The sequence below is a fragment of the Ruegeria sp. CDSB114 genome, from assembly GCF_059611025.1.
The window spans coordinates 14,579-36,431 of the sequence record NZ_JBXWOT010000007.1 but is presented as its reverse complement, the minus strand read 5'-3'; the positions used below and the strand labels follow the sequence as shown (position 1 = coordinate 36,431).

Sequence of the window (21,853 nt, the reverse complement as noted above, 5' to 3'; positions counted from 1 at the left end):
AGTCCCGCCCATTTTCGGCACGCAAGTCAGAGGAATTAAGGGTATGAAGATCAGCATCGAACGCGGCACCCTTCTCAAGGCCGTTTCCCAGGCCCAATCCGTCGTCGAACGACGCAACACGATCCCTATACTTGCTAATGTTCTGATCGAGGCCGAAGGCGATCAGGCCATGTTCCGCGCCACCGATCTGGATATCGAAGTGGTCGACAAGGCCCCTGCGCAGGTGGAAAAGGCCGGCGCCACCACGGTTGCCGCCACAACCCTGCACGAGATTGTGCGCAAACTGCCCGATGGCGCGCTGGTCACCCTGACCGCCGACAGTGCGGCAGGTCGTCTGACGGTTGAAGCCGGGCGATCGAACTTCTCTCTGGCGACTCTGCCGAAAGAAGATTTCCCAGTTATGGCATCATCGGAATACCAGTCGAACTTTACGGCTTCGGCAGCATTGCTGCGCCGTTTGTTCGACAAATCGAAATTCGCCATCTCAACCGAAGAGACGCGGTACTATCTGAATGGCGTCTATATGCATGTTTCAGATGGCTCCGAAGGCGGCAAGGTGCTGCGCTGTGTGGCCACAGATGGTCACCGTCTGGCGCGCATTGACGCAGACCTTCCGGATGGGGCTGCGGATATGCCCGGCGTGATCGTGCCGCGCAAAACCGTGGGTGAGATGCGCAAGCTGTTGGACGATGACGAGATGGATATCGCCGTTTCCGTCAGCGAAACCAAGGTGCGTTTCGCAACGCCGGATATCACGCTGACCTCGAAGGTGATCGACGGCACATTCCCCGACTACACACGGGTCATCCCGCAGGGCAACACGCGGCAACTGGAAGTGGATGCGGCTGAGTTTGCGCAGGCCGTCGACCGGGTTGCGACGGTCTCGTCGGAACGTTCGCGCGCGGTCAAGCTACAGCTGGACACGGATAAGTTGGTTCTTTCGGTCAATGCACCGGACAGCGGTGCAGCCGAGGAAGAATTGGCCGTCGCATATTCAGATGAACGGCTCGAGATCGGTTTCAACGCAAAATACCTGCTGGAAATTGCTTCTCAGGTAGATCGCGAAAACGCGGTGTTCCTGTTCAACTCCGCTGGTGATCCGACCCTGATGCGCGAAGGCAATGACCTGAGCGCGGTCTATGTGGTCATGCCGATGCGTGTCTGATCGGCTTTGGGGGCTGATCGCTGAGGAAAGAGAGGGGTCATGACCTTGGCCCTGACCGAACTGACGGTCTCGCATTTTCGCTCTCACAAACTGGCGCGTTTGTCGCTGGATGGCCGTCCGGTTGCCATTCACGGACCCAACGGCGCGGGTAAGACCAATATCCTTGAAGCTGTTTCGATGTTTTCACCCGGCCGTGGCATGCGGCGGGCCAGTGCTGCCGAGATGACGCGGCGGCCCGAGGCGCTGGGCTGGAAGCTATCCGGTCTGCTGCAAGCGCAGGGACAGCATTACGAGATCGAGACATGGTCCGAAGGCGGCACGGCGCGGCAGGTTCGGATTGATGGCAAATCCGCCAGTCAGATTGATCTGGGTAAACTGGCGCGGGTCGTCTGGCTGATCCCGTCGATGGACCGGCTGTGGATTGAAGGCGCCGAGGGGCGGCGGCGATTTCTCGATCGCATCGCGCTGAGCTTTGATCCCTCCCATGCCGAAGCATCCCTGATTTATGAAAAATCCATGCGCGAACGAAACCGGCTGCTGAAAGAGCAGGTGCGTGATGCCCATTGGTACGCGGCGCTGGAAGGGCAGATGGCCGAGACTGGGCATCGTATTCATTTGGCACGAGTGGCCGCGCTGAATCATCTGCGTGCTGCACAGGACCAGGCTGAAACGGCCTTTCCGTCGGCTGATCTTGAACTGGTTCAAACCGAAGGCGCCATGCCGGAAACGGCGGAGGACCTGTGCGAAGCGTTGAATGAAAGCCGCTTTCGCGATCTTGCGGCGGGGCGGACGCTGGTCGGGCCGCACCGGTCGGATCTGTATGGCGTCTTTGCCGCCAAAGGCGTTCCGGCCAAAGATTGTTCAACCGGTGAGCAAAAGGCGCTGCTTGTGTCCCTGATCCTGTCCAACGCGCGGGCACTGGCCGGGTTGGTCGGGGCGCCGCCGATTGTGTTGCTGGATGAGGTTGCCGCCCATCTGGATGCCGGGCGCCGCGCCGCGCTTTATGAAGAGATTTGCGCGTTGGGGGCTCAGGCCTGGATGACGGGGACCGGGCCTGAACTGTTTGCAGAATTGGGGGACCGGGCCCAGACCTTGGTTGTCACCGAAGGTGATGAGGGCTCGATCGTCGATTAGGCCGGTTCGCTGACCTTACGTTCCCACAAGAAGCCGCGCATTACTTCGTCAACTGGGGTTTGTGCCATGTGATTGACGTAGTTCGACATGGTTTTTTGCGCCAGGCCCAGCACCACATCCAACACGGCACGGTGCGAATACCCGGCGTCAAAGAAGGCTTGCAGCTGCGCCTCGGTGGGATTGCCACGGGTCTGCATCATCTGTAGCGTAAATGTCCGCAGCGCCTCAAGCTTGGCATTGGGCAGCGCGGTTTCGTTGCGCAGTGCCTCGGTGATGTCATCCGACACCTTCATCATCTTGGCGATGCCGGTATGGGCGGGCACGCAATAGTGGCACTCGTTTTCCACATTGATGGTCTGCCAGACGACGGTTTTTTCGTCATTGTCGAAATCAGTCTGCATGAAGAGGCCATGTAGAACCTGGTAGCCTTCCAGATGCTGTGGGCTTTCGGCCATCACCATATGCAGGCCGGGCAAGCGGCCAAACGCGGCCTGAGATTTTTCCAACAGAGGTTTGGACCCTTCGGGGGCGGTGGTCAGGTCGTGGGATGGGAAATCGGCCATGTGGATGCTCCATTTTTTGATGTCTGAGTAGGAAATAGTCTTTCTTGAGCGATCACTCAAGTATATATTTGAGTGACCGTTCAAGAATTGGTGATGTCGATGCCCCGCAAACCTACCTATGACCGAGACGCGCTGGTCGCCCGGGCCCGCGACATATTCTGGCGCTACGGCTGGGCTGGGACGTCGTTGAAAGATCTGGAGCGCGAGCTGAAGTTGAAACCGGGCAGTTTCTATGCGGCCTTTGGGTCGAAAGACGCGCTTTATGCGCTGGCGCTGGAACGTTACACGCAGGACGGTGTAGCGCGGCTGACAGCGCTGGCAGAAGACATCGGGCCACTGGCCGCGTTAAAGACGCAGCCGCAGATTGTGATCGATTCCAGCCAAACGCCGGTGCAGGCCTGTATGCTCGCCAAGACCTTTGCCGAATTGCAGGCAAGGGATCACCAGCTAGCGCAGAAAGCCAGCCGGCATATGGCTGAGATGAAGCAATGTTTTGCAACGCTGTTTAGGCAGGCGCAACAGGCCCGAGAGATCGGTCCTGACCACGATCCAGAGCGGCTTGCGGCGCGCTATCAATCCGACCTGTTGGGCCTGCGATTGTCCGCTGAACGCAGAGACGTCGACGCCAAGGAAATCGCCGCAGATATCGCCGCAGACCTCGATCAGCTTTGATCGGCTGAAAATCCAAACTCTGGCACAAAATATTGGGGGATCGCGTGACATTCCCCACCAGAGAACGTATAAGTTACCAAAATAATATAGGTACTAACGGCATGTCCGAAGACGCACAGGCACCGCAAGAATACGGCGCGGATTCAATCAAGGTTCTTAAAGGCTTAGAGGCAGTTCGAAAGCGCCCAGGCATGTATATCGGCGACACCGATGATGGCTCGGGTCTGCACCATATGGTGTATGAGGTTGTCGACAACGGAATTGACGAAGCTCTGGCCGGTCATGCCGACCATGTGACAGTGAAAATTCACGCCGATTCCAGCGTCTCAGTCAGCGACAACGGTCGCGGGATTCCGGTGGATATCCATCCCGAAGAAGGCGTGTCCGCCGCCGAGGTCATCATGACTCAGCTGCATGCGGGCGGTAAGTTCGACAGCAACTCGTACAAAGTGTCTGGTGGTCTGCACGGCGTGGGCGTTTCGGTTGTGAATGCGCTGTCCAACTGGTTGGAACTGCGCGTCTGGCGCAAGGGCAAAGAACATGTTGCCCGGTTCGAAGGGGGCGAAACCGTCGAGCATCTGAAAGTGGTCGGCGAATGTGGTGACCGTACGGGGACCGAGGTGCGCTTTCTGGCCTCGACTGATACGTTCTCGAACCTCGAATACTCGTTCGAAACGCTGGAAAAGCGCCTGCGCGAGCTTGCCTTCCTGAATTCGGGTGTGCGGATCATCCTGGTCGACGAACGCCCCGCAGAACGGCTGGAAACTGAGCTGTTTTATGAGGGCGGCGTGAAGGAATTCGTCAAATACCTCGACCGGTCAAAGTCGTCTGCCATGCCCGAGCCGATCTATATCAAAGGTGAGCGGGACGATATCGGTGTCGAAATCGCGATGTGGTGGAATGACAGCTATCACGAGTCGGTTCTTCCCTTTACCAACAACATCCCTCAGCGCGATGGCGGTACTCATATTGCTGGTTTCCGGGGTGCGCTGACCCGCACGATCAACAACTATGCACAATCTAGCGGCATTGCGAAAAGGGAAAAGGTCAGCTTTACGGGCGATGACGCGCGCGAGGGCCTGACCTGCGTGTTGTCGGTCAAAGTACCGGATCCAAAGTTTTCCTCACAGACCAAAGACAAGCTGGTCAGTTCCGAGGTCCGCCCGGCGGTCGAAGGAATGGTGAACGAGAAGCTGGCTGAATGGTTTGAAGAAAACCCAAATGAAGCCAAAATCATCGTGGGCAAAATCATCGAGGCTGCTCTGGCCCGTGAAGCCGCACGAAAAGCCCGTGAACTGACCCGCCGCAAAACGGCGATGGATGTGAACTATCTGGCCGGCAAGCTGAAGGATTGTTCCGAGAAGGACCCGTCGAAGACCGAAGTTTTCCTGGTCGAGGGGGACTCGGCTGGTGGCTCGGCTCAGACGGGTCGGGATCGTTTGACACAGGCCGTGTTGCCGCTGCGTGGAAAAATCCTGAACGTGGAGCGTGCACGGTTCGACCGGATGCTGTCGAGCCAGGAAATCGGTAATCTGGTAATGGCGCTGGGCACGGGCATTGGCCGCGATGAGTTCAATATCGAAAAGCTGCGCTACCACAAGATCGTTATCATGACGGATGCGGATGTGGATGGCGCACATATCCGGACGCTGTTGTTGACCTTCTTCTTCCGGCAGATGCCAGAGCTGATCGAGGGCGGATACCTGTATATCGCGCAGCCGCCGCTTTATAAGGTCGCACGCGGTAAGTCCGAGGTGTATCTGAAAGATCAGGCGGCACTGGATGACTACCTGATCAATCAGGGCGTCGAGGGTGCGGTGCTGAAACTGGGTTCGGGCGAGGAATTGACCGGCCAGGACTTGGCGCGCGTGGTTGACGAAGCGCGCCAGCTGAAACGCGTTCTGGATGCATTCCCGACGCACTATCCGCGCCACATTCTGGAACAGGCCGCCGTGGCCGGTGCCTTTGTCCCCGGTGCGGTTGATGCCGATCTGCAAGGCGTGGCCGACAAGGTCGCAGCCCGTCTTGACCTGATTGCATTGGAATACGAACGTGGCTGGCAGGGTCGGATCACGCAGGATCACGGCATCCGCCTGGCTCGTATCTTGCGCGGCGTTGAAGAGGTGCGTACGCTGGACGGCCCAATGCTGCGCTCGGGCGAAGCGCGCAAGACCGGCAGCTTTACCCAAAGCCTGCAGGAGATCTATAACACATCCGCAACCCTGATCCGCCGCGACCGGTCGCAGGCCATCCACGGTCCGCTGGACCTGTTGCGTGCCATTCTGGAAGAGGGTGAAAAGGGCTTGTCCCTGCAGCGCTATAAGGGACTGGGCGAGATGAACCCAGATCAGTTGTGGGAAACCACGTTGGACCCGGATGCAAGGACGCTGTTGCAGGTACGGGTGAATGATATGCTCGAAGCTGATGACCTGTTTACTAAATTGATGGGTGATGTCGTGGAACCGCGCCGTGAATTCATACAGAAAAATGCTCTGAGCGTCGAAAATCTGGACTTCTGAATTTTTGTATGTGCGCCCAAAGATTTGCATTTTTGGCCCAAAACTCTGGGCGCATTAACCTTCAACTTTTTTGGTTTGAGGTTCGATATCTTCGGGTCTCATTCTTGGCTGGTTTCGCAGCATAGTCGTAGTACTGGGGAAGATTTACGGATAGCCGCTCCCAGCCCGAAGCGGACATCCAAAACTAGTCTTTGTAGTTTCCGAGTTGCGGACAAAAGAGACGTTGTCCTCTGCCTATTGAATGGTCGTTTTCGGGTGGCCGCCATGATCAACAACAGACGAGTCGATCACCGGGGATCACGTGTTTCGGTTTCTACAATCCCGTGGTGAATAGCGGCAATTGGCTATCGCAGTTCACCTCGGAACTTGGCGATGCGGGCAGCTTTAGTGACTGGACCACCGCCAATGCCGATGGGTATTTGGGTGGGATTATCTTGCGACTGTTTGATCTTTTGTACCCCCGCGGAGGCCATGCCAAAAGCCGAGATATAACTACCTGCTGAGATTTCCTTGGCATAGGGAGCCGTGACATTGGGGCTGATGCTGCGTTCGCCTCCACGCGCCTCGCGATCGGTCCAAGTAGGGCCCTTGTTACTAACAACCTGACCTCCAAGATTACGATCTCTGGCGGATGATGAATTTGCTGCGACGATGGCCACAACAAATGTGAATGTGGCCACCAATAGATTGTTTGAATTGATCATCTCAAGAACGTTCCTTTTTGAAAACGCGGTCCCGGTTGCGTCCCCGGCGTTCACAAAGATGTGCGAATTGAAACGTGACCCATGTTCTAAGGTATCGAGCTTTGTACGAAATGCAACCTAGGGCGTCGCTCCTCAGCCGCTCGACGGCAAACTTTTCGTGAAGGAAATTTCGACTGTCAACTCGGAGTAACTACGGGGGCGGATCTAATCTTCCTGTCCTCAACGGCCTCTGAAGCGGACATCTAACCAAGACTCAGCATTGGTTGCCTTGGGCTCGGTGCTGCCGTTCTGTTCGGTGAGCATCACTGGCTGCTTGCGGACCGAAGCGGGTATTGCAATTCCCGAGAAACGGAACAGAACCGCAAAGATATTACACCATATGATGCCAAGATTTATCGAATCCGTCACAAGATTGAGAACATGTTTGGACGGCTGAAAGAGTGGTGCAGGGTCGCGACGCGTGATGACAGGTACTCTATTATCTTCTTGTCTGCCATCGCCCTCGCGGCAAAGGTTTTGTTTTGGTTATAAGTCGAAAATTTAGGAAATCGCCGTCGAACAGATCAAGCTCGATCCAAAAGTTCTGGCCCATTAGGCCGGGGGCGTACAGCAACCGGTAGCGCTGCGCGAGCTTAATCTGGCGACGAACCAACGGTTAAAAGCTTCCCATTGCTCCAAACTAGAGCCTCGTAACAAACTTCGGCTCCTGCGCCTCCGCACCAACCACCGTCTCTTCCAATAAGCAGTATACGGTCAGGCCCCCAATCAATAAGACGCCAACCCGTTGCCTGCCATGACATGGTCTCACCGTCGACGATAAGATTGAGCATGCAACCCCCTGTTCCGCAGTACATAGAGGCAGCAGAAGAGCAGGAATACTGGCTTTCATCTACGAGTTCAGCCTTAACCGTGCCAAACTGGGAGCGCAGCTCGATCTCGGTCATAGCGTCACCCTGATCAAACTCTCCATTCTCAAAGTCTTTGCAATCAGCAGCCGCGCTTTCGATCATCCGTTGTGCTTCCTGAGAGGTGGCCAAAACTGTTGTGGCGCAAAACACCACGGCGATCATTGATGCCAGAGGCGCTGCAAACACAAATTTCACCCTTTTCATGCTGCCCTCTTCGTTTGAATTTAGTGATATCCCGCCAAAGTAGCTTCGTAAGAGGCGGTTTCGCCGAAGTTTTCCATCACCCATTCCGGATCGTAGTAGGTGTCGAGATAACGGTTTCCGTCGTCACACAGAATAGTGACAATGGAGCCAGATCGTCCGGCAGCCTTCATCTCTTGCGCAATTTGCAAAGCCCCCCAAAGGTTTGTGCCTGTCGATGGACCTGCCCGCCGCCTGATCCGATCTTCAAGCCAGAGCATTGTCGCAATGCTTGCCGCATCGGGCACTTGGATCATACGGTCGATTACATCTGCCAGGAATGACTTCTCTACCCTGGGACGTCCGATACCTTCGATACGACTTGAACAGGAGCGGGTCAGGGTCCTGTTCCCGGTTCGAAAACTATCAAAAAACACCGAGTTTTCGGGATCCCAACAACCAATTCACTGTTAAAGCCTTTGTAGCGAATGTTCCGCTCCAGCGTTGCCGGAGTTCCGCCAGTGCCCGCGCTCATCACAATCACCGATGGAATTGGATGTGGCTCTCGTTCCATCTGACGAAAAAGACTTTCTGCAATGTTGTTGTTGCCTCGCCAATCCGTCGCCCGCTCGGCGTACGTGAACTGATCCATGAAGTAGCCACCGACTTCAGCTGCCAGTTCAACCGAGGCCTGGTGCATGTCTGGCGCCGCATCGACGAAGTGGATTTCCCCACCTTGGAATCGGATTAGGTCGATTTTACTCTTGGCGGTAGATTTTGGGAGAACCGCGGTAAAAGGTACTCCGATCATACGGGCGAAGTAAGCTTCTGAAACGGCAGTGCTGCCAGACGAGGCTTCGATTACACGTGTCCCTTCCCTTATCTTCCCGTTTACCAGCGCATAAACAAATAGCGAGCGCGCCAGCCTGTGCTTGAGGCTGCCAGTGGGATGGGTGCTTTCATCCTTCAGATAGATGTCTACGCCCTTCAGCGCCCGAACGGGTAGCTTGAAAAGGTGCGTATCGGCAGAGCGGTGAGCATCTGCATTTATCTTAGCTATCGACTCCGAAATCCAATGATCCATGCCTCTACTCAATCGCCCAGCTTAGCGCCCGTCAAGCTCGGGAAAACCACCTCCAAAATTCATGGGGATGCAAGCATGCGCCACCAATTGGTCCGACTGTCCATGTAATGGGCAGGAATGCCTACCGTGCCAGAACGTGCTTCTATGAACAGCCAATGATTAAGAGGGAAAAATGTTAAGGTACTATAGGCGACGACTTGACCCCCAAGGAGAACCAGGCCGAATACATGGATGAGTTCACGAATTCGATCTTCATAATCAAACATCAGAATTGACACGATCTGGCCGATGCAAATTGCTGCAACAAATAGTCCAATATCAAAAACCAAAAAGTTGCGCTCAAGTATCGCTGTGTATGCCGTGGATACTGTCACAATCGAAATAGCAGTAATTGCGAGGCTAAATCCCTTAGCACTAAATACGTCCCTTCTTGTAAGTTGGGGTGATTTCCCTGATCTCGCTATTCTTGCCGGAGGCAGAAAAAGCAGGGGAGACACGAATTTGCCAGATGCTGTACGATGTATGAGTGACCAGAAGCTAACACTAAGCTGCCATCAGACCACCAGCTTCGCCTGCGATATCGACTATGCAGTCATCGCCGGTCTGAATGCGATTTGCCGGACTTTCCCCTCGGAGTTCTGATTTGGGTGAGGTTAACCAGAATGCGCATTGCCACGGCGTCATTTCTCGTGGCAGGGCTTTCAACACTTTTTCCATCAAAGGAAGCGGGGTTCCATCCTCAGCAAACTGGAAAGATGGATAGGCGTTCGCCCCTTTGTAAGGCAAAGAAAGTACCTTCCCGGTTCTTGTCCAGATATCGGCTATTCGCGTGATCTGCCTGGAGCCCTTTTGCCATTGTGCGTGCACGCCGGCATCGTCCAACAACGGATACTCAAGCGCAAAATCATCCATCCGGATGTCATCGATTGCGCTACAATGTCCCTCGAAACTATGCAAATACATCTACTTACTCACCGAACTCACTAACAACTCATGAAACGATACTGACAAGAAATCGTTCTAGCCAAAGTTAAGAAGTTCACATTGGGCGAATTAAACTTCAGCTAACCTCGTTTTTTTAATCTAGCGCGCTGAAATTATTGTTGGTTTGCTTACAATGGCTCGCCGTTCGTATGCTCGTAAAACCAGTTCTGAATTCGTGGCTTTGTTACTCATTGGGGTAGTAATCCTCACAAGTTGAGGGCATTGGCCATGGATCTGCCGAACCAATCTCTGGTTTGTGAGTGATCAACATCTACGTATTGGACAAAGCCGCCAGTCACTCTGTCCAGTGTTGGAAACGAGTACCGAGGGTGAACTTTCTTTTCTACGATCACGATCCTCTTCGTCTGACACTCCCGCAAAAAGACAAACAGTCCTGATCCTAAGATTAGCGTGACACCAAACACGGCGGGGAGGTTATGCATTTCCCGGGACCTAATTTCCTTTCTCTGCTCACAATACGGACTGACCATTCCAAAAATTTCTTACCGCCACCTTGAATTTCTGGACCAATCATTCCAAATCATGCGCATGAGCAAAAAAACTCTCCCAGTTGGCGACATCAAATCATCCGCAGGTCCAGGTAGACCTCGTACCTTTGACGAAGCTGAGGCTTTGGAAAAAGCCTTGTGCGTATTCTGGCACAAGGGCTACGAGACCGCGTCCGTGGACGATCTGACCAAGGCCATGGGTTTGAGCCGTTCCAGCTTCTATGGAACGTTCGTCAACAAGCAGACTTTATTTCACAAAGCCCTCAGCCACTATTCAAGGCGTGGTTTGAATACTCTGCGCGACGTCGCGGACGCGGGCGGGGATGATCCCGTTGGTGCGATAATGGAAGCTTTGGCGAACCCGCAAGGAGGTCGTGACGGCTGCATGCTTATCAACTGCCTGACGGAACTTGCTCCGCAGGATGATGAAGTGGCGGCTCTCGGACGGCACCATTTGGAGAGTATTGACGAGATTATTGCGAGAGCGCTTGAGCCTTCGGACCCGGGACGAGCACTCGACAAGGCGCGTGCTTTTGCCTCCCTTGCAATCGGCACACTAGCCTTGCGCAAGGCGGGTGTTCCCGCGGATCAGATCTCACAAACCCTGAAACAAGCCCGGTTGGTGATTTCGCCATAAGGCCTCCTCTAAAAATAAGGGCATGAAACGTAACACAAAATCAAACAAGAGACAGTGACCCTAATATTGGACTAATTGGTCCAATAATTTCTGAACGAAGTTTACCAAAGAAGGAAGCAGCAATGGCTGATGAAAAACTGTTCTCCGGCATCAAAGCTGGTGCAATCGAGCTGAAAAACCGCGTTGTCATGGCGCCACTGACCCGCAACCGGGCAAGAGCCGAAGATGACAGCGTCCATGAATTGCAGGCCAAGTACTACGTGCAACGGGCGGGTGCTGGATTGATCATCACGGAAGCTTCGCAAATCTCGCCCCAAGGCAAAGGCTATGCCTGGACACCTGGCATTTATTCCGAAGCACAGATCGACGGCTGGAGAAAAGTGACTGAGGCCGTCCATGCTGAGGGCGGCAAGATCGTGATCCAGCTTTGGCATGTGGGCCGGATTTCGCATACCAGCTTACAGCCGGATGGCGGTGCCCCTGTTGCGCCATCTGCGATCGGCGCTAAGGCCAAGACCTTTGATGGTGAGCAGTTCGTCGAAACATCTGAGCCGCGGGCTCTGGCCGTCGAAGAAATTGCTGGCATCGTTGCCGACTACCGGAGGGCCGCAGAAAACGCCAAGGAGGCCGGTTTCGACGGTGTCGAGGTCCATGCAGCCAACGGATACCTTATCGATCAGTTCCTGAGGGACGAGTCCAACAAGCGTGAAGACGAATACGGCGGTCCTGTCGAGAACAGAGCACGGTTTCTGAAAGAGGTCATGGACGTAGTTGTTGACGTGTGGGGCGCCGACCGTGTTGGTGTCCGCCTAAGCCCGTTCTCGGAGGCCAACAACATCTCCGACAGCGACCCGCAGGCGACATTCACTCATGCGGTCAAATTGCTGAATGGCTATGGGCTGGCCTATCTCCATCTTGTGGAGGGACAGACCGGCGGCCCCCGCGATATTCCGGAAGGTGGCGATCTGAAGATGCTCTATGATCTGTTTGACGGTGCGAAAATGGGCAACAACGCTTATGACCGAGACATGGCGATTGAAGCGATTGAAACCGGAGCCGTCGATCTGGTGGCCTTTGGCCGGCCGTTTATTTCCAACCCTGATCTTGTCAACCGGTTGGAGAAAGGCGCCGCTCTGAATGAGCTCGATCCAACCACGCTCTACGGCGGCAATGAAAAAGGGTACACCGACTACCCGGCACTGGAAGAGGAAGCTGTTGCCGCAGAGTGATACATCGCTCTTAACTCCGTAGTGACAAGCAATACCAAGCAAAGTGAGCGCGTCGGTTTGGACGCGCTCACTTGGCAATTACGGGAATATCCATTCTCGAAGCGAGGATCTATCACAAGCCCTCGAAAGAACTGCTTCCCTATGATCCGGGCCGAATATTTCCAGTAAGAATTTACTCTTGATTGAGAAACGCCCGGTTTTAGTTGAAGAGGATGTGTGGTGACTACCATCAATTGAGCGCGTTTCTCGAACCGCGCAATGTTATGGGCAAATCGCGCAAATTTATGCGCAAAAGTCTTCAATTTTCGTGAGTAAAATCAATGGCGCCGATGCAGCGTTATGAGAACACCTACAATTTTTATGGGTGCGCGCCAATTTGCAGTGTCAGAACCCCTGCGCCGCGTTTGCACGTGATACGTCACGGAACTGCGCGGTTTTGGCCCGCGACTGATCTCCATGTGTGTTGACCGGTTACTCTGACGCGGAGGTCTGCGCGACGTAGTCTGCTATCGCAGCGCGGCTGCCATGTCTCCAGATCTTGGTCAGCCAAAAAGAAAAGGCCTGACCAAAGCGGATATCTCGGCCAATCTCGCCGTAATACTGATCCTGCTCGATCCACAGTTTCGGGTCATCTCTGGACGCCAGCGCGATGTGCTGAAGAGCGTCCCAATGGGGGTCGTTTGGCGCAATTTCAGACCCATCCTCGCGCCTGCCTGCACACATCCGGCACCAGAATGCCTCGGCCAGGGCCAGCCCGCTGGGGGCAGGGTCCGAGGCAACCGCGTCACGCAGCGAAGGCAGCAAGAAACCGGGATGCCGTGAGGATCCGTCAAACGCGACGCGGCGCGTGGTGTCATGGATGGCGGTGTTTGCAAATCGCTTTTCGACCAGATCAAGATATTCACTTGGTTTAGCGCCGGGGACAGCAGCGACATGCGGGAGGATTTCTTCTGCCTGAACTTTAGCGAAAAACGCCAGGATATCAGAGTCCTGCATGCATCGTGAAATCGTCGGGACGTTCAGGATTTCTCCGACATTCGCAAGCAGCTGATGACCGCCGTTCAAAATACGCAGTTTCATCGTCTCATAGCTATGAACATCGTGGGTCAGTGTGACACCGACTTGTTCGAGCGGCGGACGCCCTGCGCAAAAATTGTCCTCGATCACCCATTGGCGAAAGTTTTCATGTGAGACAGGGACGCGGTCATCGATTCCAAGTCCGTGGCATTGCGAAACAACCTGCTCTGTCGTAGCGGGTACAATGCAATCCACCATCGAATTGGGAAATGCGCCATATTGGTCGATCCATGTGGCTAGATTCGGGTCAGACATACGCGCCAAACCAACAATGCAGTTTCGCAGGATCACCCCGTTGCCCTGAAGGTTGTCGCAGCTGAGTGTGGTAAAGGGTTTCAAACCCTCCTTCTTGCGCTGTCGAAGAGCTGCAACAATGGCGCCAAACGCGGTTCGCGGCTGGTCTGGATGGGCGGCATCGTATCGAATGTCTTCGTGATCGGCGTTGAACGCGCCGGTATTGGCGTCCAGAAAATAGCCGCCCTCGGTCACTGTAAGCGACACAATCCGGATGGACGGATCGGCCATCTGCCGGATCAGCGTCGCATTGCCCTCTTCGATTGGGAGGTAGTCGATCATGGCTCCGACAATTTCGGCGGATATTCCCTTTGGGTCCAGCTCGATCAGTGTTGTCAGACAGTCCTGCGCCAGCAACCTCTCTCGCATTTCGGCATCATAGCTGCGGACACCGGCCCCGATGATCGCCCAGTCCAGTGCTTGGCCCTGTTGCATCAACTGGTGGATATACCAGGCCTGATGCGCGCGGTGAAAATTGCCCAGCCCGATATGGACGATGCCGGGTTTCAGGTCTGTGGGCAGGTAATTCGGTGTCCTGACAGTCGCAGGCATATCTGCAAGGCTGTCGCGCCGCAGCCGCACCGGGGTATTTGCGTTTGCCAGAGGATCCATCAGCTCATCCAGTTCCCGCCGTCGACATTATAGGTTTGCGCGACGATATACTGCGCCTCGTCTGAGGCCAGAAACACGGCCATTCCGGTCAGGTCCTCGGCACGGCCCATCCGACCGTGCGGCACCGCTGCGGCTACCTCGCGTTTCTTCTGCCCGGGCTCTTTGCCCTCATGCTTTGCAAAAAAGGCGTCCACACCATCCCAGTGTTCGCCATCGACAACCCCCGGAGCAATGGCATTTACGTTGATGCCGTGTTGGATCAGGTTCAGCCCTGCAGATTGGGTAAGCGAAATGATAGCGGCTTTGCTTGCGCAATAGACGGCGACCAGAGGCTCGCCCCGTCGTCCGGCTTGCGATGCCATGTTGATGATCCGGCCTTTGGTCCCGTGTTTGACCATATGGCGCGCGACGGCCTGCATCGTGAACAAGGCGCCTGAGACGTTGATGTCGAAAACTCGGTTGTAGTCGGCACGCTCGATTTCAACGATTGGTGCTGCAGTAAAGATGGCGGCGTTATTGATCAGAATGTCGATGGGACCGAAATGTGAAGCCGTCTTTGCCACCGCTGCATCGATGCTCTGCTGGTTGGTCACATCCATCTCGATAGCCAAAGCGGCCTCACCGATTTCGGCGGCCGCGGCTTGCACGCGCGCGCCGTCAATGTCGGCTAGCGCGACACGGGCCCCTTCGGCAACATAGGCTTTGGCAAAAGCCAGTCCGATGCCACGCGCGGCCCCGGTAATCAGGGCGGTTTTACCGACCAGACGTGTCATTCGATCCGCAGGCCCTTTGCGTCAAACCGATGGATCACATCCGCGCGTGGCGTCAGATAGATACGGTCGCCGTGGTTGAAGCCAACTTCACCCCCCGCTCGTACGGTGATCGTGTCCGCAAGGCCGGTTTCGTGAATGTGGAAGAACGTGTCCGAGCCCAGATGTTCGGAAACCCCAACCACCCCGGACCAGGTGCCGGAACTGTCGGATACCTCCAGATGCTCGGGGCGGACCCCGATCGTATGGGCGTCATGTTTCGCGGCCTCTTCACCCGAAATGAAGTTCATTTTGGGTGAGCCGATAAAGCCCGCGACAAACAGGTTTCGCGGAGTCTTATACAGCTCGAGCGGGCTGCCCACCTGTTCGATCACACCGGCCTGCAGCACGACGATCTTGTCGGCCATCGTCATCGCCTCGACCTGGTCGTGGGTCACATAGATCATCGTGGTTGCAAGACGCTTATGCAGCTCGCTGATTTCGAGCCGCATTCCAACGCGCAAGGCGGCGTCGAGGTTCGAGAGTGGCTCGTCAAACAGAAACGCCGCAGGCTCACGTACGATGGCGCGGCCAATGGCAACGCGCTGGCGTTGACCGCCGGACAGTTGGCCCGGTCTGCGATCCAGGTAATCGGTCAGGTTCAGAACATCAGCAGCGCCTTCTACGCGGCGGTCAATCTCGGCCTGGTCCAGCTTGGCCATGCGTAGCGGGAACGCGATGTTCTTGCGCACCGTCATATGCGGGTACAGCGCGTAGGACTGGAACACCATCGCCAGACCGCGCTTTGCGGGCGGCACATCGGTGGCATCCGCCCCGTCAATGTCGATATTGCCCGAGGTGATGTCCTCGAGCCCGGCAATCAGCCGCAACAAGGTGGACTTGCCACAGCCCGAGGGGCCGACGAAGACTGTGAATTCGCCATCTTGAATGGTCAGATCCAGCGGCGGAATGACTTCAACGTCGCCAAATTTCTTGGTCACGGATTTGAGTTGAATGCGTCCCATGCGGAGTTTTCCTTATTTCACGGCGCCGAAGGTCAGGCCGCGGACAAGTTGTTTCTGGCTGAACCAGCCAAGGATCAGGATTGGTGCGATTGCCATGGTCGATGCCGCGCTGAGCTTGGCAAAGAACAGGCCCTCGGGGCTGGAATAGCTGGCGATGAAGGCCGTCAGCGGTGCCGCGTCAACCGCGGTCAGGTTGAGGGTCCAGAACGCCTCGTTCCAGGCGAGGATAAAGTTCAACAGGATGGTCGAGGCGATCCCGGGCACCGCCATCGGCGTCAGCACGTAAAGGATTTCTTCCTTCAGTGTTGCCCCGTCCATGCGGGCGGCTTCCAGAATTTCTCCTGGAATTTCGCGGAAGTAGGTGTACAGCATCCAGACAATGATCGGCAGGTTGATCAGCATCAGAACCAAAACCAGACCCGCGCGGCTGTCCAAAAGCCCAAGCCGGATGAACAGCAGGTAGATCGGGTACAGAACGCCGACCGCAGGCAGCATCTTGGTGGACAGCATCCACAGCAGGATGTCCTTGGTGCGTTTCGATGGCACAAAGGCCATCGCCCAGGCGGCTGGCACCGCGATGATCACGCCCAAAATGGTCGAACCACCTGCGATGATGACCGAATTCCACAGGAACCGCATATAGTCCGAGCGTTCCTGAACGATGGCATAGTTTTCCAGCGTCCAGTCAAAGTTCAGAAACAGCGGCGGGCTGGCGATGGCCTGTGCTTCGGTCTTGAAGCTGGTCAGGATGGTCCAGAGGATCGGGAAAAAGATCAGCAGCCCAACGGCCCATGCCAGGGCGGTGTTAAGCGACTTGCGACGGGGTGTAACTGAGCGGCTCATATCGTTACCTCCTCACGCGTCCAGGTTCTTGCCGACGATGCGCATCAGGAAGATCGCAACGATATTGGCAAGGATGATTGCATAGACACCTCCGGCTGATCCAAGGCCGACGTTCTGGCCCTCTAGCACGCGCTGGAAGATCAGGTAGGTGAGTGTACGGGTGCCGAAGGCGCCGCCGGTGGTCACGAAGATTTCGGCGAAGATCGACAGCAGGAAAATGGTCTGGATCAGGATCACGATGGTGATCGCGCGGCTTAGATGCGGCAGGATGATATGGTAAAAGCGCTTGAGCGGTGGCGCGCCGTCCATTTCCGCGGCCTCCAACTGTTCACTGTCCAGCGACTGGATCGCGGTCAGCAGGATCAGCGTCGCAAACGGCAGCCATTGCCACGATACGATCATGATGATTGACGTCATCGACGCCTCGGATAGCCAGGAAACTGGCTCAGCCCCGAAAAAGCGCCACAAATGGGCCAGCAGGCCATTGACCGGGTCCATGAACATGTTCTTCCAGACCAATGCGGAAACGGTCGGCATCACAAAGAACGGTGCGATCACTAGGATGCGGACAACGCCTTGGCCCCACATCGGCTGATCCAGCAGCATTGCCAGAAGGATGCCCAGAACGACCGTGATGGCAAGCACGCCGCCGACGATCATCAGCGTGGCCTGAACCGCGGGCCAGAAGGAACTTGAGGAGACGAACCGGACGTAGTTGTCCAAGCCGACCCATCCCAGATCACCGCCGCGCAGGGGCAGGTATTTCTTGAAGGAAAAATACAGCGTCATCGTCAGAGGCACGAGCATCCAGCCAAGAAGCAGGATCACTGCAGGTGCCATCATCAGGCGTGCAACTGATCGGGAATGTTGAGTAGCCATGACGCAAAACCTCTCTGTTCAGGCATAGCTCAGCCTGCGAGAAAAACGCGAGTTGTGGAAGGGTGAAGCGGGGGACAGACCTCTGTCCACCCGCTGGGAAGGAGGCCTTAGTAGCCTGCGGCTTCCATTTCTTCGGCAGTGAAGGCTTGCGCTTTGGCAAGAGCTTCTTCTACTGTCTGCTGCCCGGCATAAACTGCTGAGAACTCCTGGCTCACCTGCGTGGCAATACCTGCGAATTCCGGGATCGCTGCAAACTGAATACCAACGTAAGGCACTGGCTTTACAGTCGGATTGTTCGGATCAGCCGACAGGATCGAGTCCAACGTCATCTTGGCGAACGGAACCGCCTGATAGTCCGGATTTTCGTACAGCGACGTACGTGCGCCCGGAGGCACGTTGGCCCAGCCTTCGTTTTCGGCTACGAGTTCGATGTAGTCTTTGGATGTTGCCCACTCGATGAACTGTTTGGCCGAGTCTGCTTGTTCCGTACCAGCCGGAATTGCCAGAGCCCACGCCCACAACCAATTCGAGCGCTTGCCAAGCCCCGTGTCGGGTGCAAGTGCAAAGCCGACGCTATCCGCGACTGTCGAGTCGGTCGGGTTGGTCACGAAAGAGGCCGCAACCGTTGCGTCGATCCACATGCCGCATTTGCCCTGCTGGAACAACGACAGGTTTTCGTTAAATCCGTTAGTGGCGTAACCTGCGGGGCCGGACTCGTTCATCATACCCACGTAGAAGTTCAACGTGTCAGCCCATTCAGGCTGATCGAACTGCGGCTTCCAATCTTCATCAAACCAGCGCGCACCAAAGGAATTGGACATCGCTGTGATGAAAGCACCGCCTTCGCCCCAACCGGCCTTGCCGCGCAGGCAAATACCGTTGATATCAGCGTCGCGATCGGTCATCGCAGCCGCCGCTTCGCGGATGAACTCCCAAGTCGGAGCGTCCGGCATTTCCATACCCGCTTTTTCCATCAGGTCAGTGCGATACATGATCATCGAGCTTTCGCCGTAGAACGGAGCCGCGTAGAGCGTTCCATCATGGCTAAGGCCGCCTGACATGGCGGGCAGGATGTCACCTACGTCGTATTCATCCGACAGCCCGTCCAGGGGTACCAGCCAGCCGTTCGCGCCCCAGATCGGCGTCTCGTACATGCCGATGGTCATGATGTCGAATTGGCCACCTTTGGTCGTGATATCCGTTGTCACGCGCTGGCGCAGCACGTTTTCTTCCAACGTAACCCACTCGACATCGATGCCGGTCGCTTCGGTGAATTTATCGGTATAGCCCTGCATCCGGATCATGTCGCCGTTGTTCACGGTCGCTATTGTTAAGGTATCCGCTTGGGCTGCTGCCGTGGCGACGAAAGTCATTGCTGTCGCCGCACGAAGTGCGTTCTTGAGATACATCCCTGTCCTCCCTGAGCTTGGATGTCGTGCAGAGAGGGTAGTTTTAAAATTGTCGCGCCGTCAATAAAAACTTTACGCGCGTTAAAAATATGAGGTCACGCGGAATCCCTTAAAACCAACCTTGCGGGGAAAAGAGTCTCGGTTCGAGTGTCAAATTTCCCCCCGTTTTCAATGAGTTCAAACAAAGTCTCCACACTGCGCCCGGCTACGTTGTCATAATCATGTGCTGCTGTAGTCAGGGATGGGCATGTGAATTTTGCAAAAGGATGGTCATCATTTGAGGCCAGGCGCAGCGTAGAATCGTCTTTGCGACCGACCCGAATCCCCTGTTCATAGCAAGCAGCAAGAAAGCCGATGGCCAAACGGTCGTTGCTGCACAAGACCGAGTCCGTCCTCAGCTCGCGATCTGACAGAACTTTCAGCGCCCCCCTGTGACCGATTTCCTCAAATGCCCAACCCTTGCCGTCGACTTTGATGATATGAGGATCGAACCCAAGGCGCTCCATCACTTCGATATAGGCCTTCCGTCGCTTGTTGGCGTTTGGGTTGGCGGGGGTGCGCATTTCGAAGAATGAAGGCGGTTCGCCGGTGCGGGTCATGTATTCGACTGTCTGCGAGACAAAACTGAAATTGTCCGATCCAATAAAGGCTGCACCCAAACCTTCAAGATTGCTGTCAAACAGGACTGTTGGAACATTGGCGCAGAATTTCTCGATCGCCGTCCGATCCGAGGTGCGCCCCAAAGGTGCCAACAGCACTCCGGCGGGCTTCATGGATTTCAGGCCGTCGAGAATTTCGTTTTCCAGCTTGGGATCGCCATGCGAGCTAAACAGGGACGGGCGATACCCCGCAGCAATACAGCTTTGTTCCAGATAGCGCGCAATTTCGGCAAAAAACGGATCGGCAAGATAGGGGACCACGATGCCGATATTCTTGGTCAGTTTCCGGTTTTGGTTCACCGCATAAATGTTGGGGCGATAGTCGAACCGCTCAAGCGCCTCTTCGATACGCAGCCGTGTCGTGGGCCGAACACTGTCTGGGTCCTGGAAATATTTCGATACTGTGGGCCGAGAGATGCCGCTGAGGGCCGCAAACTCTTCCATGTTCCTGATCTTCGTCATGCCAGTCTGTTCGTCCGCCTTGATCTTATCATAGTTTTACATATTCTTTGCGCGCGCAAAAAAAATCAATAGCCTGGCCGGTGATATCGGAATTATGCAAGGCAAGGGGTGTGAATGTATCTTGGGATCGACATCGGAACGTCAGCGGTCAAACTTGTCTGCGCGGATGCGGGGCGAATTCTTGCGACCTCTTCCGTGGGGATCGGGACATCGTCGCCACAGCCCGGCTGGTCCGAGCAGAACCCGGAGATTTGGTGGCAGGCGACGCGTGATGCGCTGGGCCAGCTTGCAGGGGAAATCACCCTGTCGGATGTGAAAGCGGTCGGATTGTCGGGGCAGATGCATGGGGCCGTGTTGCTGGACCGCGATCAACGTCCCATCCGTCCGGCAATTCTGTGGAATGACAGCCGCGCGGTTCGCGAATGCGACGACATTCGCGCCGCACAGCCGCAGGTTGGTCACATCGCAGGCGTCCTGCCCTTGCCCGGCTTTACGGCGCCCAAGATTGCCTGGCTGAAACGGCATGAACCGCACAATTATGCCCGACTCTCCCATATCCTGCTGCCAAAGGATTATGTCGGCCTACTTCTACATGGAGAGCTTGCAACCGATACTTCCGATGCCGCAGGAACAATGTGGCTCGATCAGGCTTCACGCCGCTGGCATACCGGAATGGCGGAAGCCACGGATGTCGCTGTTGACTGGCTGCCGCAGGTGTTCGACGGCCACAATGTCGTTGGCACGGTAACAACGCAGGCTGCAGTTGAGACCGGATTGAACTCCGGCGTGCCCGTCGTGGCCGGAGGTGGGGATGCGGCAACCGGTGCGGTGTCATTGGGCGCAACCGAACCTGGACGTGGGTTTATCTCGTTGGGGACATCTGGTCAGTTGTTTGTTGCGGATCGTAAATACAAGCCCAACCCCGAACGCTATGTCCATGCGTTTGCGCATACATTGCCCGACCGCTGGTATCAAATGGCGGCGATGCTGAACGGGGCAAGGCCCATTTCGTGGATTGGTGATCAGCTGGGGCTGTCCGCTGCCGAGGTTGTCGGGCTTGCTGAAACCGTCAGCGGTGATCGTGTGCCCATATTCCTGCCCTACCTGACAGGTGAGCGCAGCCCCCTGGGGGACCCGCATATCCGAGCCTGTTTCTTTGGCCTTGAGGACGCCACAACGCGTGCCGAGATCTGCCGCTCGGTGGTCGAGGCAATCGCCTTTTGTTTTGCTGATGCTGCACAGAGTTTTGGCGACACCATTGACAGTTTGCCAGAACTTGCAGCGATTGGCGGGGGCAGTCGATCTGATCTGTTGCTGGGTCTGATTTCAGCTGTAACCGAGAAGCCCATAGTGCGATCAGTGGGGGCGGAATCCGGCCCGGCCTATGGCGCCGCCCGGCTGGCGGCCTGTGCTGACGGTGCGCTGACCATAGCTGATCTGGCCGAGCAACCTGCGACGACGAACAGGTTCGAGCCTGTTGAAATGTATGCGTTATTTGAACGCCTGGGGCGGTTTCGGCGGCTTTACACAGTCGTAAGCGCCGTGGACTGAGCGCC

21 protein-coding genes are annotated in these 21,853 nt (G+C 55.8%); 7 read left to right on the top strand and 14 right to left on the bottom strand.

The genetic code is table 11. The features are described from left to right. Positions 1-43 precede the first annotated feature (43 nt). A complete protein-coding gene (gene dnaN, locus AC2FIP_RS15105; protein WP_271950744.1) occupies positions 44-1,165 on the top strand; it encodes a DNA polymerase III subunit beta in 1,122 nt (373 codons plus the stop codon). A 39-nt stretch (positions 1,166-1,204) separates the two neighbouring features. After that, positions 1,205-2,299 (top strand): DNA replication/repair protein RecF, encoded by a 1,095-nt coding sequence (gene recF, locus AC2FIP_RS15100; RefSeq protein ID WP_496697440.1) that lies wholly within the window; start codon positions 1,205-1,207, stop codon positions 2,297-2,299. On the opposite strand, the gene AC2FIP_RS15095 is transcribed toward recF, so the two are convergent. Continuing rightward, positions 2,296-2,862, bottom strand: a complete 567-nt coding sequence (locus AC2FIP_RS15095) for a carboxymuconolactone decarboxylase family protein (protein ID WP_496787065.1) — start codon at positions 2,860-2,862, stop codon at positions 2,296-2,298. The genes recF and AC2FIP_RS15095 overlap by 4 nt on opposite strands. Positions 2,863-2,961: 99 nt before the next feature. On the opposite strand from AC2FIP_RS15095, the gene AC2FIP_RS15090 reads away from it, so the two are divergent. Next, positions 2,962-3,534 carry a TetR/AcrR family transcriptional regulator gene (locus tag AC2FIP_RS15090; protein ID WP_496787063.1) on the top strand — a complete coding sequence of 191 codons (573 nt, stop codon included), beginning with the start codon at positions 2,962-2,964 and terminating at the stop codon, positions 3,532-3,534. Between the two features lie 101 nt (positions 3,535-3,635). Next, the gene (gene gyrB, locus AC2FIP_RS15085) at positions 3,636-6,053 is read left to right on the top strand and encodes a DNA topoisomerase (ATP-hydrolyzing) subunit B (RefSeq protein ID WP_271950736.1); all 2,418 of its coding nucleotides are present in this window, start codon (positions 3,636-3,638) and stop codon (positions 6,051-6,053) included. Between the two features lie 344 nt (positions 6,054-6,397). On the opposite strand, the gene AC2FIP_RS15080 is transcribed toward gyrB, so the two are convergent. The 6 genes from AC2FIP_RS15080 to AC2FIP_RS15055 form a co-directional block, all read right to left on the bottom strand. After that, a complete protein-coding gene (locus AC2FIP_RS15080; RefSeq protein WP_496787061.1) occupies positions 6,398-6,757 on the bottom strand; it encodes a hypothetical protein in 360 nt (119 codons plus the stop codon). Between the two features lie 632 nt (positions 6,758-7,389). Further along, complete coding sequence (locus tag AC2FIP_RS15075; RefSeq protein ID WP_496787060.1) at positions 7,390-7,869, bottom strand: hypothetical protein; 480 nt, start codon at positions 7,867-7,869, stop codon at positions 7,390-7,392. Between the two features lie 20 nt (positions 7,870-7,889). Continuing rightward, positions 7,890-8,282 (bottom strand): hypothetical protein, encoded by a 393-nt coding sequence (locus tag AC2FIP_RS15070; RefSeq protein WP_496787058.1) that lies wholly within the window; start codon positions 8,280-8,282, stop codon positions 7,890-7,892. Continuing rightward, positions 8,243-8,929 carry a pyridoxal-phosphate dependent enzyme gene (locus AC2FIP_RS15065; protein ID WP_496787057.1) on the bottom strand — a complete coding sequence of 229 codons (687 nt, stop codon included), beginning with the start codon at positions 8,927-8,929 and terminating at the stop codon, positions 8,243-8,245. Before AC2FIP_RS15065 ends, AC2FIP_RS15070 begins: the two co-directional genes overlap by 40 nt. 59 nt (positions 8,930-8,988) lie before the next feature. Next, on the bottom strand, positions 8,989-9,426 hold the full coding sequence (locus AC2FIP_RS15060) for a DUF6512 family protein (RefSeq protein ID WP_496787055.1): 438 nt from the start codon (positions 9,424-9,426) through the stop codon (positions 8,989-8,991). Positions 9,427-9,472: 46 nt separating this feature from the next. Next, the gene (locus tag AC2FIP_RS15055) at positions 9,473-9,841 is read right to left on the bottom strand and encodes a hypothetical protein (RefSeq protein WP_496697459.1); all 369 of its coding nucleotides are present in this window, start codon (positions 9,839-9,841) and stop codon (positions 9,473-9,475) included. A gap of 621 nt (positions 9,842-10,462) precedes the next feature. Here AC2FIP_RS15055 and AC2FIP_RS15050 point away from each other — a divergent pair. Both AC2FIP_RS15050 and AC2FIP_RS15045 read left to right on the top strand, forming a co-directional pair. Beyond that, the gene (locus AC2FIP_RS15050) at positions 10,463-11,059 is read left to right on the top strand and encodes a TetR/AcrR family transcriptional regulator (protein WP_496787053.1); all 597 of its coding nucleotides are present in this window, start codon (positions 10,463-10,465) and stop codon (positions 11,057-11,059) included. A gap of 122 nt (positions 11,060-11,181) precedes the next feature. Then, the gene (locus AC2FIP_RS15045; RefSeq protein WP_496787052.1) at positions 11,182-12,288 is read left to right on the top strand and encodes an alkene reductase; all 1,107 of its coding nucleotides are present in this window, start codon (positions 11,182-11,184) and stop codon (positions 12,286-12,288) included. A 471-nt stretch (positions 12,289-12,759) separates the two neighbouring features. Here AC2FIP_RS15045 and AC2FIP_RS15040 read toward each other — a convergent pair whose 3' ends face one another. From AC2FIP_RS15040 to AC2FIP_RS15010, 7 genes are all read right to left on the bottom strand, one after another. Next, a complete protein-coding gene (locus AC2FIP_RS15040; protein ID WP_496787051.1) occupies positions 12,760-14,271 on the bottom strand; it encodes a mannitol dehydrogenase family protein in 1,512 nt (503 codons plus the stop codon). Continuing rightward, the gene (locus AC2FIP_RS15035) at positions 14,271-15,044 is read right to left on the bottom strand and encodes an L-iditol 2-dehydrogenase (RefSeq protein ID WP_496709976.1); all 774 of its coding nucleotides are present in this window, start codon (positions 15,042-15,044) and stop codon (positions 14,271-14,273) included. Before AC2FIP_RS15035 ends, AC2FIP_RS15040 begins: the two co-directional genes overlap by 1 nt. Further along, complete coding sequence (locus AC2FIP_RS15030; protein WP_496709975.1) at positions 15,041-16,045, bottom strand: ABC transporter ATP-binding protein; 1,005 nt, start codon at positions 16,043-16,045, stop codon at positions 15,041-15,043. Before AC2FIP_RS15030 ends, AC2FIP_RS15035 begins: the two co-directional genes overlap by 4 nt. Before the next feature lie 12 nt (positions 16,046-16,057). Continuing rightward, on the bottom strand, positions 16,058-16,888 hold the full coding sequence (locus AC2FIP_RS15025; RefSeq protein WP_496787049.1) for a carbohydrate ABC transporter permease: 831 nt from the start codon (positions 16,886-16,888) through the stop codon (positions 16,058-16,060). Between the two features lie 12 nt (positions 16,889-16,900). Next, the gene (locus tag AC2FIP_RS15020; protein ID WP_142639539.1) at positions 16,901-17,767 is read right to left on the bottom strand and encodes a carbohydrate ABC transporter permease; all 867 of its coding nucleotides are present in this window, start codon (positions 17,765-17,767) and stop codon (positions 16,901-16,903) included. A 107-nt stretch (positions 17,768-17,874) separates the two neighbouring features. Beyond that, complete coding sequence (locus AC2FIP_RS15015) at positions 17,875-19,176, bottom strand: ABC transporter substrate-binding protein (RefSeq protein ID WP_271951885.1); 1,302 nt, start codon at positions 19,174-19,176, stop codon at positions 17,875-17,877. A gap of 95 nt (positions 19,177-19,271) precedes the next feature. Continuing rightward, complete coding sequence (locus AC2FIP_RS15010; protein ID WP_142639537.1) at positions 19,272-20,297, bottom strand: LacI family DNA-binding transcriptional regulator; 1,026 nt, start codon at positions 20,295-20,297, stop codon at positions 19,272-19,274. A gap of 114 nt (positions 20,298-20,411) precedes the next feature. On the opposite strand from AC2FIP_RS15010, the gene xylB reads away from it, so the two are divergent. Then, positions 20,412-21,848, top strand: a complete 1,437-nt coding sequence (gene xylB / locus AC2FIP_RS15005; RefSeq protein ID WP_496787048.1) for a xylulokinase — start codon at positions 20,412-20,414, stop codon at positions 21,846-21,848. Positions 21,849-21,853 lie beyond the last annotated feature (5 nt).